Source organism: Pseudomonas sp. R3-56, assembly GCF_051132075.1.
Taxonomy (GTDB): Bacteria; Pseudomonadota; Gammaproteobacteria; order Pseudomonadales; family Pseudomonadaceae; genus Aquipseudomonas.
Genome location: NZ_CP071657.1, coordinates 1,280,101 through 1,294,335 on the forward strand (window position 1 = coordinate 1,280,101; position 14,235 = coordinate 1,294,335).

The following is a 14,235-nucleotide window of genomic DNA, read 5'->3' on the forward strand; positions in this document are numbered from 1 at the left end:
GGGCGCGACAGTGACAAGCCGTTGTGTGGCTTACCCATGAGACTAGCTTTGGCTGACAAGGTTTAAAGTCCCTTCGTCGCTTGTCATAAGCGACCGGCATCGGCACTCTCTCCTACAAAGCTGTCCGGACCTTTTTGCTGGAGACCTGCTGATGACCGATATTGATGCCCGCTTGCGCGAGGACGTCCACCTGCTCGGCGAACTGCTGGGCAATACCATTCGCGACCAGTACGGAGACGCCTTTCTCGACAAGATCGAGCAGATTCGCAAAGGCGCGAAGGCTGACCGACGCGGTTCGATGGATGCGGAACTGAGCGCCAGCCTCAACCAGTTGAGCGAGGACGAGTTGCTGCCGGTAGCGCGGGCGTTCAACCAGTTCCTCAACCTGGCCAATATCGCCGAGCAATACCAGCTGATTCACCGCCGCGAAGAATCCAGGCCGGCGCCGTTCGAAGCACGCGTGCTGCCCGAGCTGCTGGCGCGCCTGCGAGCCGAAGGCCATGGCGCCGAAGCGTTGGCCCGGCAGTTGGGCCGGCTGGAAATCGAACTGGTGCTCACTGCGCACCCCACGGAAGTCGCCCGGCGTACGCTGATCCAGAAATACGACGCGATCGCCGCGCAACTGGCCGCCCAGGACCATCGCGACCTCACCAGTGCCGAGCGCGCGCAGATCCACGAACGCTTGCAGCGGTTGATCGCCGAAGCCTGGCACACCGAAGAGATTCGCCGGACCCGCCCGACGCCCGTGGACGAGGCCAAGTGGGGCTTCGCGGTGATCGAGCATTCGCTCTGGCACGCCATCCCCAATTACCTGCGCAAGGCTGACCAGGCCCTGCATGCCGCCACCGGGTTGCGCCTGCCGCTGGAGGCCGCGCCGATCCGCTTTGCCTCATGGATGGGTGGCGACCGGGACGGCAACCCGAACGTCACCGCCGCGGTCACTCGCGAGGTGTTGCTTCTGGCGCGCTGGATGGCGGCGGACCTGTATTTGCGCGACGTCGACCATCTGGCCGCCGATTTGTCCATGCAGAAAGCCAGCGAGGCCTTGCGCGCCCAGGCCGGTGACAGCGCCGAGCCCTATCGCGCGGTGCTCAAGCAATTGCGCGAACGCCTGCGAGCCACGCGCAACTGGGCCCAGGCCTCCCTGAAGGGCACGACGCCGGCCACCGCCGAGGTGTTGCAGGACAACCGTGAACTGCTTGATTCGTTGGAGTTGTGCTACCAGTCCCTGCATGAGTGCGGCATGGGCGTGATTGCCGACGGGCCGTTGCTCGATTGCCTGCGCCGCGCGGTGACCTTCGGCCTGTTCCTGGTGCGCCTCGACGTGCGCCAGGACTCGACGCGGCACACGGCGGCGATGACCGAGATCACCGATTACCTCGGGCTGGGTCGTTACGAGGAATGGGACGAAGAGCAGCGCATCGGTTTCCTCTTGGGTGAGCTGAATAATCGCCGGCCCTTGTTGCCGCCTTACTTCAAGCCGTCGGCCGATACGGCGGAAGTCCTGGCCACGTGCCGCGAGGTTGCGGCGGCACCGGCAGCGTCCCTGGGCTCTTATGTGATTTCCATGGCCGGCGCGGCTTCCGATGTGCTGGCGGTGCAATTGCTGCTCAAGGAGGCCGGCGTATTGCGGCCGATGCGCGTAGTGCCGCTGTTCGAAACCCTCGCCGACCTGGACAACGCCGGGCCGGTGATCGAACGCCTGCTGTTGCTGCCGGGTTATCGCTCGCGCCTGCAAGGTCCCCAGGAAGTGATGATCGGCTATTCCGACTCGGCCAAGGACGCCGGGACCACGGCGGCAGCCTGGGCGCAATACCGCGCCCAGGAGCGGTTGGTGGACATCTGCCGCGAGCAGCAAGTCGAATTGCTGTTGTTCCATGGCCGCGGTGGCACCGTCGGCCGTGGCGGCGGCCCGGCGCACGCGGCGATCCTGTCCCAGCCGCCGGGTTCGGTGGCCGGACGTTTCCGCACTACCGAACAGGGCGAAATGATTCGTTTCAAATTCGGCCTGCCGGACATCGCCGAACAGAACCTCAATCTTTACCTCGCCGCAGTGCTCGAAGCGACCTTGCTGCCACCACCGCCGCCAACCCCGCAATGGCGGCATCTGATGGATGAACTGGCTGCCGACGGGGTCAATGCCTACCGGGCCGTAGTGCGGGAAAATCCGCAATTTGTCGAGTATTTCCGCCAGTCTACGCCGGAACAGGAACTGGGCCGCCTGCCCTTGGGCAGCCGTCCGGCCAAACGTCGGGCCGGCGGTATCGAAAGCCTGCGGGCGATCCCGTGGATTTTCGGCTGGACCCAGACCCGGCTGATGCTGCCGGCCTGGCTCGGTTGGGAAACCGCCCTGGGCAAGGCGCTGGAGCGCGGCGAGGGCGAACTGCTCGGGCAGATGCGTGAGCAATGGCCGTTCTTCCGCACCCGCATCGACATGCTGGAGATGGTCCTGGCCAAGGCCGACGCCGATATTGCCCAGTCCTATGACGAGCGTCTGGTGGAACCAGCGTTGCTGCCTTTGGGCGAGCATTTACGCGACCTATTGTCGCAGGCCTGTTCGGTGGTCCTGGGCCTGACCGGCCAGTCGCAGCTACTGGCACATAGCCCAGACACGCTGGAATTCATCCGCCTGCGCAATACTTACCTCGACCCGCTGCACCTGTTGCAGGCCGAGCTGCTGGCACGTTCGCGGCAGCAGGACGTGGCCCAGGGCAGCCCTGTGGAACAGGCGTTGCTGGTGTCTGTGGCAGGGATTGCCGCCGGTTTGCGCAACACCGGCTAATCTCCCGGAGGGTGAAAAAACAGCACGCCCGGCCTGTCCGGGCGTAGCTGTTTGCAGGGGCAGGGAGGTCGACCAGGCGACAGTTTGTTGCCCGGTTGCGACTCTCACTACCCCCTACGAAGGTCGCGTGCGGCGCGGGTTACTCCGACTTTCGGCGGCTTGTGTGGGTCGGGCCCGCTGTGTATCTTGATCAGCCTTTGGCCGTTTGGGCGGTCACGATCAAGTTTTTCGAAGATTGGCCCCACGAGGCGAATCCGAGCGTTTTACATAAAAAAATTGAGGAGCACATCGATGCGCGTCATTCTGCTGGGAGCTCCCGGGGCCGGTAAAGGTACTCAGGCAAAGTTCATCACCGAAAAATTCGGTATCCCGCAAATCTCCACTGGCGACATGCTTCGCGCCGCGGTCAAGGCTGGCACCCCACTGGGTGTTCAGGCCAAGAGCATCATGGATGCCGGCGGCCTGGTGTCGGATGACCTGATCATCGCGCTGGTCAAGGACCGCATTGCTCAAGCCGACTGCGCCAACGGCTTCCTGTTCGATGGCTTCCCACGCACGATCCCTCAGGCTGAAGCCCTGGTGAGCGCTGGCGTGGAGCTCGACCATGTTGTCGAGATCGCGGTCGATGACGAGGAAATCGTCCAGCGTATTGCCGGGCGTCGCGTTCACGAAGCGTCCGGTCGTGTCTATCACACCGTCTACAACCCGCCAAAGGTCGCCGGTAAGGACGACGTGACTGGCGACGAGCTGGTGCAGCGCAAGGACGACACTGAAGAAACCGTGCGTCATCGCCTGTCGGTCTACCATTCCCAGACCAAGCCGCTGGTGGATTTCTACCAGAAGCTGTCCGCTGCCCAGGGCAAGCCGAAGTACAGCCACATCCCGGGCGTCGGCTCGGTCGACGCGATCACCGGCAAGGTGCTTGAAGCACTGAGCTGAAAACGCTGATCGCAGCCTCAACTACGGCCCGCTTGCGGGCCGTAGTTGTTTATACTGGCGCACTTTTTCCCACCTGATTTACGGACATATCGATGAGCACCTTGCTGGCCCTGGACACCGCGACTGAAGCTTGCTCCGTTGCCTTGCTGCATGACGGCAAGGTCACGAGCCACTACGAGGTGATCCCGCGCCTGCATGCGCAAAAATTGCTGCCGATGATTCAGCAATTGCTCAGCGATGCCGGGATCACCTTGCAAGCCGTGGATGCGATCGCCTTTGGTCGCGGCCCAGGGGCGTTTACCGGCGTGCGCATCGCCATTGGCGTCGTGCAGGGCCTGGCCTTCGCCTTGGAACGCCCGGTATTGCCGGTCTCGAACCTGGCCGTACTGGCCCAGCGCGCCTTGCGCGAGCACGGCGCGCATCAGGTAGCGGCCGCCATCGATGCGCGCATGGACGAGGTGTACTGGGGCTGCTATCGCGAAACCGCTGGCGAGATGCGCCTGGTCGGTGCCGAGGCGGTGTTGCCTCCCGAAGCGGCGGCGTTGCCGGCTGACACCAGCGGTGACTGGTTCGGCGCCGGTACCGGTTGGGGCTACGGCGAGCGAATCGGCGTCAGCCTTGTCGGCCAGGATGCCTCGATGTTGCCCCATGCCGAAGACCTGCTGGCCCTGGCACGCTTTGCCTGGGAACGCGGCGAAGCCATCCCTGCCGACGATGCGCAGCCGGTGTACCTGCGGGACAAGGTCGCGACGCCCAAGTCCGAACGGTAAACCCAAACTTGACCACACTCTCGAGCGAGCACAATTGTGGCGAGGGAGCTTGCTCCCGCTGGGCGCGAAGCGCCCCTGAAATCTCCTTGGTATCCTTACTGGTCGGGCTGAAATTAAGTCTTGGGGTTGCTTCGCAACCCAGCGGGAGCAAGCTCCCTCGCCACGAAGGCGTTGACCCGGCTCAAAACCCGCCAAAGTCATCCCAAGGCCCAAAAGTCACACCAAAAATTGCCAGTCGTCACTTTTTTCGCCGGTTTTTAAACCTTTTTGCCTTTATGTGTTCTAGTTATCACTTGCGCATTTGCGCGGATACGAATGTGCCGCTAAATTGCCATCATTGATACCGAGCATTCTGTTATGCGTATAGACGGCGTTTCATCCCAGTCCTACCCCATCAAGCGTCGGCCTCGTGCGGGTAAAACCGCTGAGCCGGAAAACTTCGATGACATCGATGGTGAGCTGGAATTTCCGTCCGAAGAGCAACTGGCCGCCCGCACCGCCAAAGCCTCTGCGCAACGCCTGAGCAATCTTCCCGCCCGTCAACAGGACATGCTGTATCACCGCGCCATGAGCCGCAGTGTCGCCACGGCGCTGGCCAGCTACCTGAGCACCGCCGGTTTTGTTGATTGGGATATGGAAGTGCTGGGCCTCGACCTCTATATCTGATGCGGTTGCCCTACTATCTGGGTTGCCCGTCCTGGAGCGAAAACGCCTGGCGCGATTATCTTTATCCCCAGGACGCCAAAAGCTCCGATTTCCTCGGTCTCTACTCTCAAGTATTCAACGCCGTGGAAGGCAACACGACCTTCTACGCGAGCCCGGCCGCGTCCACCGTTCAGCGCTGGGCCGAAATCATGCCCGAGCACTTTCGCTTCACCGCCAAGATCCCCGGTGACATCAGCCACGGCGGCGACCTGCGCGAGCACCTGACCGCCACCGAAACCTTTGTCCAGTTGCTAAGCCCGTTGGGCGAGCGCGTCTCGCCGTTCTGGCTGCAACTGTCCAAGGCGTTCACGCCCAATCGATTGCAGGAGCTGGCGGCATTCATCGACGCGTTCCCACGGTCGTTGGCCGTAGAGGTGCGTCACGATGAGTTTTTTGCCAAAGGCGACGCTGAACGACAGCTCAACCGTTTGCTGCTCGATCGTGGTGTCGAACGCATCTGTCTCGATCCCCGCGGCCTGTTCAGCTGCGCGTCGACCGCCCCTGAAGTCATTCACGCGCAATACAAGAAGCCCCGGGTGCCGACGCGGCCGGCGGCGTTCACTCAATACCCGCAGGTGCGCTTCGTCGGTCATCCGGTAGTGGAGGCCAACGAGCCGTTCCTGACGCCATGGGTAGAAAAAATCGCCGTGTGGATCGAAGAGGGGCGCACGCCGTATATGTTCCTGCACACCGCGGACAATCTGCTGGCGGCGAAACTCGCGATGCATTTTCACAGCCGCCTGATGAAGCGTTTGCCTGGCTTGCCGGCGCTGCCTGAGCTATATAGAGAACCCGCCGCCGAGCAACTCGGTCTGCTCTGAGGCGAACTCCGCAAAATTGCTCAGGAGCGACTTTCATGGATGCACAAACCCGCCGAGCCCAGGCGTTCAAGGCCTTGCACGAACGCGATGGGGCGTTTGTCATTCCCAATCCATGGGATGCCGGTTCGGCAAAGATGCTCGCCAGCCTCGGCTTTGAAGCATTGGCGACGACCAGTGCCGGTCACGCTTTTTCCCTGGCACGACCTGACGGCGCCCTGGGTCTTGATGACACGCTGGCGAATGTGCGAGCGATTGTTGCGGCCACGGACCTGCCAGTAGCCGTCGACCTGGAAAACGGCTTTGCCGATGCGCCCGAAGACTGCGCCCGCAGCTTGCTCCGCGCGGCACAAGCCGGCGCGGTAGGGGGCTCCATTGAAGATGCCACGGGCCGCGAAGACAACCCGATCTACGATTTCGAGCTCGCCGTGGCGCGGGTCAAGGCCGCCGCCGAGGCGGTGCGCAGTCTGCCTTTTCCTTTCCTGCTGACCGCGCGGGCGGAAAATTTCCTGCATGGCAGGCCGGATCTGGACGACACGATCCGACGCCTGAAGGCCTTCGCCGACGCCGGCGCCGATGTGCTGTACGCGCCGGGGCTGAGCAGCGCCGAGCAAGTGCTGGCGGTGGTCCGGGCCGTGGCGCCCAAGCCCGTTAACGTACTGATGTCCGGCGCGCTGGACCTGACGGTAGCCCAGCTGAGTGAACTAGGCGTCAAGCGCATCAGTGTCGGATCGGCCCTCGCGCTGGCGGCGTATGGCGAGTTTTTCCGCGCCGCCGAAGAAATCCAACGGCAGGGGACCTTCACCTTCACCCGTCGCTCAATGCCTTTCAACCAGGCCAATCAATTATTCAAGGGTTGAATCCCGAGGCGTTGTCGTGCGGTTTTTGAAAGGACTGATGGTATTGGCGCTGATCGCTGGCGTCGCGGTGGTGGCGGTATGGCGCGGTTGGCTGGCCGTGCCGCCGCAATGGAACCCCTGGGCGCCGCTCGACGTGAAAGCGCCGCCAAATCTGCTGACCCGCTACAAACTCATGGCCCTGCGCAACGATCCGCAACTGTGTGACCAGGCGCTCGCCACGTCGGGGCTGCGCACCGCTCGCCAGGCCGACAGCGGCGCCAATACCTCGTGCCCGCTGACCAATGTGCTGCGGGTGCAGGGCGGTGACGTGGCGCTGAGCAGCAGCTTCCTCGCCAGTTGCCCACTGGCGGTAGCCTTCGCGCTGTTCGAGCGCCATGCGTTGCAGCCGGCGGCAATGGCCGCCTATGGCAAGCAAGTCACGCGGGTCGATCACCTGGGCAGTTTTGCCTGTCGCAACATGTACGGTCGTGAAAGCGGCGCGCGCAGCCAGCACGCCACTGCCAGCGCGTTGGACATCGCCGGGTTTCGCCTGGCCGATGGACGAGCCGTCAGCGTGCTCAGGGATTGGCCGAAGGACAACACCGATGCGCAATTTCTACGGCAGGTGCGCGATGGCGCCTGCGACATGTTCAGTGTGGTCTTGAGTCCGGATTACAACGCGGCGCACCGCAACCATTTTCATCTGGATGTGGGGCCCTGGTGGATTTGTCGTTGAGGGATCAGGCAGCGATGCGCAGGTTCTGCAGTACGATCGGACGCGCCCAGCGAGTGTCGAAGTCCAGTTGTTTCTGCTGCGCCACCAATTCCTCTTCCGGGAATGGAGGGAATGGCTTGTCCAACAGGTCGAGTTCGAATTCGGCAATCGGCAGGGGCAGTCGACGCGGCTGTGGTGCCGGGCCCGGTTCTGGCAACGGTTGACCGGCGGCGAGGACGATCGGGCGAACCCAGTTGCTCTCGAAGGTCTGCTGCTTTTGTTGTGCGACGATTTCTTCTGGCGGGAAGGGCGGGAACGGCTTGTCGAGCAAATCGAGTTCGAACTCGGCGATCGGCAGGAACAACGGCTCGGGTGGCTTGACCTGGGTTTCCGTCACGTCGCAGGTGCGCTGGCTGACGATATGCTCCAGCAGCTCGGCGCCCAGGGTCGGTTCAACCGCTTCATCGAGGGCGACTGGCTGGTAGCTGCCGGGCGCCGGTGCGTTTTCACCCAACTGGTCGGCCAGGGCCCGGGCAAAAAAATCCTGCCACAGGTGACTGACGCCGCTCAGCGCTTGGGTGTTACGCAGGCTGTAATCGCCGTAAGGGGAGATAACGCCTATCGATGTGGATTGAATGTCTGACATTTTTCTCGGTCGACGCTCAGCTCTGGCAAAATGCCGTTCACCGTTGTTATCGGCCGTTTTTGCCGATCCTTAATTTTTTGAGCATGTTTTCATGATTGAGCAACTCGCGGCTTGCCGCATCCATGTCGAGGCCCAGGCCCCGGCGTTCCAGCCCCGCGCCGAGCAGTGGGCCGAGCAGCTCGGCCTGCCGTTGCAGATGGATGACGGCGAGTTCGCCTTGCAGGTCGGCGAGCACGGGTTGCAATTGCAGCAGCTGGGTCCCGATGCGCCGGGACCGGTGCGGGTGGATTTTGTCGAGGGCGGCGCAGCCCATCGTCGTTTGTACGGGGGCGGCAGTGGCCAGATGATCGCCAAGGCAGTCGGTGTCGCCCAGGGTGTGCGTCCGCGAGTGCTGGATGCCACGGCGGGGTTGGGCAAGGATGCGTTCGTGCTGGCGAGTCTCGGCTGCGAGATGAGCCTGATCGAGCGTCAACCCTTGATCGGTGCTTTGCTGGAGGATGGCCTGGCTCGCGGTGCGGAAGATTTCGATGTGGCGCCGATTGTGGCGCGGATGCGCTTGCTCAAGGGCAATTCCATCGAAGTGATGCGCAGCTGGCAAGGCGAGCCGCCCCAGGTGATCTACCTGGACCCGATGTTTCCCCATCGGGAGAAAACCGCCCTGGTGAAAAAAGAGATGCGCCTGTTCCGCCCGCTGGTGGGCGATGATACCGACGCCCCGGCGCTGCTTGCCGCCGCGCTGGCGTTGGCGACCCACCGGGTGGTGGTCAAGCGCCCGCGCAAGGCCCCCTGCATTGAAGGGCCGAAGCCGAGCCATGGGCTGGAAGGCAAGTCCAGTCGGTACGATATCTATCCGAAGAAAGCGCTCAAGGCTTGAGACCGGGGTGACTTCATTCGCGAGCAGGCTCGCTCCCACATAGGGTCTTGGGAAGGAGCTGTTCAGCAGAATCCATATTCACCACCGTTCTCCTGTGGGAGCGAGCCTGCTCGCGAAGAGGCCCTCCCAGCCAGCGAAAGTGACCGGTCGAACTAAGGCCGATAAGCCCGCACAAACAACCCCACCACTTCCTGCACATGCGCTTCGGCCGCTTCGGCGTCCTGCGGCCCGTCGCAGCCATACAACAACCTGAAGTTCGCCGCGCCCTTGATCAGGCAGAAAAAATGCTCGGCGGCGTTGCGCGGTTTGTCGATGCTCAGGGCGCCGCTCTGGTCGATCTTGGTCAGCAACCTTTCCATCTCTGAGAGCATTCGCTGCGGGCCGGCCTGGTAGAAGATGGTCGAGAGCTTTGGATCCTGGCTACCCAACGCCACCATCAGCCGATGCAGGTTCACCGATTCGTCGCTGTTGATCAGTTGGTTGAAGCCGCGGGCGATGTTCAGCAGCACATGTTCAATCGGAACACCGTCGGCCCATTCGAAGAAAAGCGGCGGCACCTGTTCCTCGCACTTGGCAATCACGGCGGCGGAAAACAGCGTTTCCTTGTCATTGAAATGGCTGTAGACGGTCAGCTTCGAGACGCCGGCCTCGGTGGCCACGGCGTCCATGCTGGTGCTGGCGTAGCCCAGGCTCAGGAACAGGCGTTTCGCGGCGTCGAGAATGGCCTGGCGCTTGGCCAGATCCTTGGGGCGACCAGGGCCGCTGGAGGAGGGAGGATTGTTCGACATTATTCGCTTTTAATACTGGACTGGTGAGTTTGCTATTAATAACATACTCGCCAGTATAATTATTCCAAGCACCATTAGCGAAAGGTCATCCACCATGTTCCGCTATGTCCTGCCCCTCGCCGTGCCAGTCAGCCTGGCTTTTTTATTGTCTGCGTGCGGTCATGAGGAGCCGACGCCGGTCGCCGTGCGCCCTGCGATGGTCGTCAAGCCGGAGCCTTCGGCCCAGGCGATGGACAGTTATCCCGGCGAAGTACGGGCGCGGTTCGAGCCGGACCTGGCGTTTCGCATTGGCGGCAAGGTGAGCCGCCGGCTGGTGGAAGAGGGCCAGCGGGTCAAGGCTAACCAGGCGCTGGCCGAACTCGACCCCGAGGATGTGCGCCTGCAACTGGAAGCCAGTCGGGCCCAGGTCGCCGCGGCCGAGGCCAACCTGAGCCTGGTGAAAGCCGAGCGTGACCGCTACAAGACCTTGATGGAGCGGCAGATGGTCAGCCGCTCCCAATACGACAACGCCGAGAATCTCTATCGCTCCGGTACCGCGCGGCTCAAGCAGATCAAGGCCGAATTCGACGTTGCCAGCAACCAGGCCAGCTATGCGGTGTTGCGTGCACCCCAGGACGGCGTGGTGGCCCGGCGGGCGGTGGAAGTCGGCCAGGTGGTGTCGGCTGGACAGACCGTCTTCACCCTGGCCACCGACGGCGAGCGTGAAGTGTTGATCAGCCTGCCGGAGCAGGGATTTGGTCGGTTCAAGATCGGCCAGCCAGTGTCGGTTGAATTGTGGAGCCAGCCCGATCAGCGCTTCAGCGGACGCATCCGCGAACTCTCGCCGGCCGCCGATCCGAAATCCCGTACCTTCGCCGCGCGCGTCGCCTTCACCGCTGGCAGCGTCCCGGCGGAACTGGGCCAGAGCGCCCGGGTGTTTATCCAGACCGCTGAAAAGGCGCCGCTGTCGGTGCCATTGTCGGCCCTCACCGCCGAGAACGGCGCCACCTTCGTCTGGGTGGTCAAGCCCGACAACACGCTCAGGAAAGTCCCGGTGCGCGTCGGTGCCTTCGGTGAAAAGACCGTGCCAGTGCTCGAAGGCCTGAGCGCCAATGACTGGGTGGTGGCCGCTGGCGTGCATGTGCTTCTGGACGGCCAGCAGGTTCGGCCGGTGGATCGCTCCAATCGCGTGGTCAACCTGGCGGCCAAGGAGTAATCCCCGATGGGCTTCAATCTATCCGAATGGGCGTTGCGTAACCGCCAGATCGTACTGTTCCTGATGCTCTTGCTGGCGATCGTCGGCGCGCTTTCCTACACCAAGCTGGGTCAGAGCGAAGATCCGCCATTCACCTTCAAGGCCATGGTCATCCGTACCGTCTGGCCAGGGGCCACGGCCGAGGAAGTGTCGCGCCAGGTCACCGAGCGTATCGAAAAGAAGCTCATGGAAACCGGCGACTACGAAAAGATCGTCTCGTTTTCCCGCCCGGGAGAATCCCAGGTGACTTTTGCGGCTCGCGACTCCATGCATTCCAAGCAGATTCCCGAGCTGTGGTACCAGATCCGCAAGAAGATTGGCGATATCCGGCAGACCTTGCCGCCCGGTATCCAGGGACCGTTCTTCAACGATGAGTTCGGCACGACCTTCGGCAATATCTACGCGCTCACCGGCGACGGCTTCGATTATGGCGTACTCAAGGATTACGCCGACCGTATCCAGATCCAGCTGCAGCGGGTCAAGGACGTGGGCAAGGTCGAGTTGGTCGGCCTGCAGGACGAGAAAATCTGGGTCGAGCTGTCGAACGTGAAGCTGGCGACCCTCGGCCTGCCCCTGGCGGCAGTCCAGCAGGCGCTGGAGGCGCAGAACGCGGTATCGACCGCCGGCTTCTTCGAGACCGGCAGCGAGCGATTGCAGCTACGGGTCTCGGGGAATTTCCAGAGCGTGGAAGAGATCCGTGACTTTCCTATCCGCGTGGCCGATCGGACCTTCCGCATCGGTGACGTGGCCGATGTTCGTCGCGGCTTCAATGATCCACCGGCGCCGCGCATGCGCTTCATGGCGGAGGACGCCATCGGCCTGGCCGTGGCGATGAAGGAGGGCGGCGACATCCTGATCCTCGGCAAGGCCCTCGAGGCCGAGTTTGCCCGCATCCAGAACACCCTGCCGGCCGGCATGCAACTGCGCAAGGTTTCCGACCAGCCGGCTGCGGTGAAGACTGGCGTCGGCGAGTTTGTCCAGGTACTGGTGGAAGCACTGACGATCGTGTTGCTGGTGAGCTTCTTTTCCCTGGGGCTGCGCACCGGAATGGTGGTGGCGCTGGCGATTCCGCTGGTCTTGGCGATGACCTTCGCTGCGATGTATTACCTGGGCATCGGTTTGCACAAGATTTCCCTTGGCGCGTTGGTGCTGGCGCTGGGGCTGTTGGTGGACGATGCGATCATCGCGGTGGAGATGATGGCCATCAAGATGGAGCAGGGTTACGACCGGATCAAGGCGGCCAGCTTTGCCTGGACCAGCACGGCGTTCCCGATGCTCACCGGCACCCTGATCACCGCGGCGGGGTTCCTGCCGATCGCCACCGCGCAATCGGGCACCGGTGAGTACACCCGTTCGATTTTCCAGGTGGTGACCCTCGCGCTGCTGGCTTCCTGGGTGGCCGCGGTGGTGTTCGTGCCGTATCTCGGGGAAAAACTCCTGCCGGACCTGGCGAAGATTCACGCGGCCAGGCATGGCACCGCTGACGGCCAGCCGGACCCCTATGGCACGCCGTTCTATCAGCGAGTCCGGCGAACGGTGGAGTGGTGCGTGCGTCGACGCAAGACGGTGATCACCTTGACCGTGCTGTTGTTCGTCGGCTCGGTGGTGCTGTTCCGTTTTGTCCCGCAGCAGTTTTTCCCGGCGTCGGGACGACTGGAGCTGATGGTCGACCTGAAGCTGGCCGAAGGCGCTTCGCTGGTCAACACCGCGGAGCAGGTCAAGCGCCTTGAAGCGCTGCTCAAGGACCACGCTGGCATCGACAATTACGTGGCGTACGTCGGCACCGGCTCACCACGCTTCTACTTGCCGCTGGATCAACAATTGCCGGCGCCGAGCTTTGCCCAATTCGTCGTCCTGGCGAAGACCATCGAAGACCGCGAGCCTCTGCGCAGTTGGCTGATCAGCACACTGAACGAGCAGTTCCCGACCCTGCGCTCGCGGGTCACACGCCTGGAAAACGGCCCGCCCGTGGGGTATCCGGTGCAGTTTAGGGTGACGGGTGAGCACATCGAAGAGGTCCGCGCGCTTGCCCGGAAAGTCGCGACAAAGGTTCGCGAAAACCCCTACGTCGCGAATGTCCACCTGGACTGGGAAGAACCGAGCAAGGTGGTGTACCTCAACATCGATCAGGATCGCGCCCGCGCGTTGGGCGTCACCACCGCCAACCTGTCGAGCTTCCTGCAAAGCTCCCTCACCGGCTCCAGTGTCAGCCAGTACCGCGAAGACAACGAGCTGATCGAGATCCTGCTGCGCGGCACCGTGCATGAGCGCACCGAGCTTTCACTGTTGCCAAGCCTGGCGGTGCCTACCGACAACGGCACGAGCGTTGCCCTGTCGCAGATCGCGACGCTGGAATACGGCTTTGAAGAAGGAGTGATCTGGCACCGCAACCGTTTGCCCAGTGTGACCGTACGTGCCGACATCTATGGCAAGGAGCAACCGGCGACGCTGGTGCAACAGATTTTCCCGACCCTGGACCCGATTCGCGCAGAGTTGCCGGACGGCTATCTGCTGGAAGTCGGAGGCACGGTGGAGGATTCAACCCGCGGGCAGAAATCGGTGAATGCGGGCGTGCCGCTGTTCATCGTGGTGGTGCTGACGTTGCTGATGCTGCAGTTGCGCAGCTTCTCGCGCACGGCGATGGTGTTTCTCACCGCGCCGCTGGGACTGATCGGCGTCACGCTGTTCCTGCTGGTGTTCCGCCAGCCGTTCGGTTTCGTCGCCATGCTCGGCACTATCGCGTTGTCTGGGATGATCATGCGCAATTCGGTGATCCTGGTGGACCAGATCGAACAGGACATCAAGGCGGGGCTCGCCCCCTGGCAGGCGATCATCGAAGCGACCGTGCGCCGTTTCCGGCCGATTGTACTGACGGCACTGGCGGCGGTCCTGGCGATGATCCCACTGTCGCGCAGCCTGTTCTTCGGGCCGATGGCAGTGGCTATCATGGGCGGCTTGATCGTGGCGACGGCGTTGACGCTGTTGTTCCTGCCGGCGTTGTATGCGGCGTGGTTCAGGGTCAGGAAAACCTGACCCACAGGCGCACATCGAACCTGTGGCGAGGGAGCTTGCTCCCGCTCGGTTGCGCAGCGACCGCAAAAGACCTGGGGGCGCTACGCGCCCCA

At 62.8% G+C, this 14,235-nt stretch carries 12 protein-coding genes; 10 read left to right on the forward strand and 2 right to left on the reverse strand.

Annotated features, from left to right (window positions below; translation table 11 throughout):
• Positions 1–151 precede the first annotated feature (151 nt).
• The 7 genes from ppc to J3P96_RS06015 all read left to right on the forward strand — a co-directional run bounded on the left by ppc (position 152) and on the right by J3P96_RS06015 (position 7,589).
• Entirely contained in the window at positions 152–2,782 is a 2,631-nt protein-coding gene (gene ppc, locus J3P96_RS05985) for a phosphoenolpyruvate carboxylase (protein ID WP_434655998.1), read from the forward strand.
• A 291-nt stretch (positions 2,783–3,073) separates the two neighbouring features.
• Entirely contained in the window at positions 3,074–3,721 is a 648-nt protein-coding gene (gene adk, locus J3P96_RS05990) for an adenylate kinase (RefSeq protein WP_434601734.1), read from the forward strand.
• 92 nt (positions 3,722–3,813) lie between these two features.
• A complete protein-coding gene (gene tsaB / locus J3P96_RS05995) occupies positions 3,814–4,491 on the forward strand; it encodes a tRNA (adenosine(37)-N6)-threonylcarbamoyltransferase complex dimerization subunit type 1 TsaB (RefSeq protein ID WP_434601733.1) in 678 nt (225 codons plus the stop codon).
• Positions 4,492–4,848: 357 nt separating this feature from the next.
• Complete coding sequence (locus tag J3P96_RS06000; RefSeq protein ID WP_434656001.1) at positions 4,849–5,157, forward strand: hypothetical protein; 309 nt, start codon at positions 4,849–4,851, stop codon at positions 5,155–5,157.
• Positions 5,157–6,017 (forward strand): DUF72 domain-containing protein, encoded by an 861-nt coding sequence (locus tag J3P96_RS06005; RefSeq protein ID WP_434601732.1) that lies wholly within the window; start codon positions 5,157–5,159, stop codon positions 6,015–6,017. Before J3P96_RS06000 ends, J3P96_RS06005 begins: the two co-directional genes overlap by 1 nt.
• A 35-nt stretch (positions 6,018–6,052) precedes the next feature.
• Complete coding sequence (locus J3P96_RS06010; RefSeq protein WP_434656004.1) at positions 6,053–6,874, forward strand: isocitrate lyase/PEP mutase family protein; 822 nt, start codon at positions 6,053–6,055, stop codon at positions 6,872–6,874.
• A 37-nt stretch (positions 6,875–6,911) separates the two neighbouring features.
• A complete protein-coding gene (locus J3P96_RS06015) occupies positions 6,912–7,589 on the forward strand; it encodes an extensin-like domain-containing protein (protein ID WP_434658098.1) in 678 nt (225 codons plus the stop codon).
• Between the two features lie 4 nt (positions 7,590–7,593).
• Here the strand turns inward: J3P96_RS06015 and J3P96_RS06020 are convergent, their stop codons facing one another.
• Positions 7,594–8,214 (reverse strand): energy transducer TonB, encoded by a 621-nt coding sequence (locus J3P96_RS06020; RefSeq protein ID WP_305499072.1) that lies wholly within the window; start codon positions 8,212–8,214, stop codon positions 7,594–7,596.
• Positions 8,215–8,305: 91 nt separating this feature from the next.
• On the opposite strand from J3P96_RS06020, the gene J3P96_RS06025 reads away from it, so the two are divergent.
• Positions 8,306–9,088 carry a class I SAM-dependent methyltransferase gene (locus J3P96_RS06025; RefSeq protein WP_434656006.1) on the forward strand — a complete coding sequence of 261 codons (783 nt, stop codon included), beginning with the start codon at positions 8,306–8,308 and terminating at the stop codon, positions 9,086–9,088.
• Positions 9,089–9,240: 152 nt separating this feature from the next.
• Here J3P96_RS06025 and J3P96_RS06030 read toward each other — a convergent pair whose 3' ends face one another.
• Positions 9,241–9,876 carry a TetR/AcrR family transcriptional regulator gene (locus J3P96_RS06030; protein WP_434656008.1) on the reverse strand — a complete coding sequence of 212 codons (636 nt, stop codon included), beginning with the start codon at positions 9,874–9,876 and terminating at the stop codon, positions 9,241–9,243.
• A 94-nt stretch (positions 9,877–9,970) separates the two neighbouring features.
• Here J3P96_RS06030 and J3P96_RS06035 point away from each other — a divergent pair, with 94 nt between their 5' ends.
• Complete coding sequence (locus tag J3P96_RS06035; RefSeq protein ID WP_434656011.1) at positions 9,971–11,071, forward strand: efflux RND transporter periplasmic adaptor subunit; 1,101 nt, start codon at positions 9,971–9,973, stop codon at positions 11,069–11,071.
• Between the two features lie 6 nt (positions 11,072–11,077).
• Positions 11,078–14,143, forward strand: coding sequence for an efflux RND transporter permease subunit (locus J3P96_RS06040; protein ID WP_434656013.1), 3,066 nt, complete (start codon positions 11,078–11,080; stop codon positions 14,141–14,143).
• Positions 14,144–14,235 lie beyond the last annotated feature (92 nt).

What these genes read in the sequence shown, in the direction of transcription:
- J3P96_RS06030 (WP_434656008.1), bottom strand. Translation starts at nt 9,876, where the DNA reads ATGTCGAACAATCCTCCCTCCTCCAGCGGCCCTGGTCGCCCCAAGGAT.
- J3P96_RS06000 (WP_434656001.1), top strand. Translation starts at nt 4,849, where the DNA reads ATGCGTATAGACGGCGTTTCATCCCAGTCCTACCCCATCAAGCGTCGG.
- ppc (WP_434655998.1), top strand. Translation starts at nt 152, where the DNA reads ATGACCGATATTGATGCCCGCTTGCGCGAGGACGTCCACCTGCTCGGC.
- tsaB (WP_434601733.1), top strand. Translation starts at nt 3,814, where the DNA reads ATGAGCACCTTGCTGGCCCTGGACACCGCGACTGAAGCTTGCTCCGTT.
- J3P96_RS06025 (WP_434656006.1), top strand. Translation starts at nt 8,306, where the DNA reads ATGATTGAGCAACTCGCGGCTTGCCGCATCCATGTCGAGGCCCAGGCC.
- J3P96_RS06020 (WP_305499072.1), bottom strand. Translation starts at nt 8,214, where the DNA reads ATGTCAGACATTCAATCCACATCGATAGGCGTTATCTCCCCTTACGGC.
- adk (WP_434601734.1), top strand. Translation starts at nt 3,074, where the DNA reads ATGCGCGTCATTCTGCTGGGAGCTCCCGGGGCCGGTAAAGGTACTCAG.
- J3P96_RS06035 (WP_434656011.1), top strand. Translation starts at nt 9,971, where the DNA reads ATGTTCCGCTATGTCCTGCCCCTCGCCGTGCCAGTCAGCCTGGCTTTT.
- J3P96_RS06015 (WP_434658098.1), top strand. Translation starts at nt 6,912, where the DNA reads ATGGTATTGGCGCTGATCGCTGGCGTCGCGGTGGTGGCGGTATGGCGC.
- J3P96_RS06010 (WP_434656004.1), top strand. Translation starts at nt 6,053, where the DNA reads ATGGATGCACAAACCCGCCGAGCCCAGGCGTTCAAGGCCTTGCACGAA.
- J3P96_RS06040 (WP_434656013.1), top strand. Translation starts at nt 11,078, where the DNA reads ATGGGCTTCAATCTATCCGAATGGGCGTTGCGTAACCGCCAGATCGTA.
- J3P96_RS06005 (WP_434601732.1), top strand. Translation starts at nt 5,157, where the DNA reads ATGCGGTTGCCCTACTATCTGGGTTGCCCGTCCTGGAGCGAAAACGCC.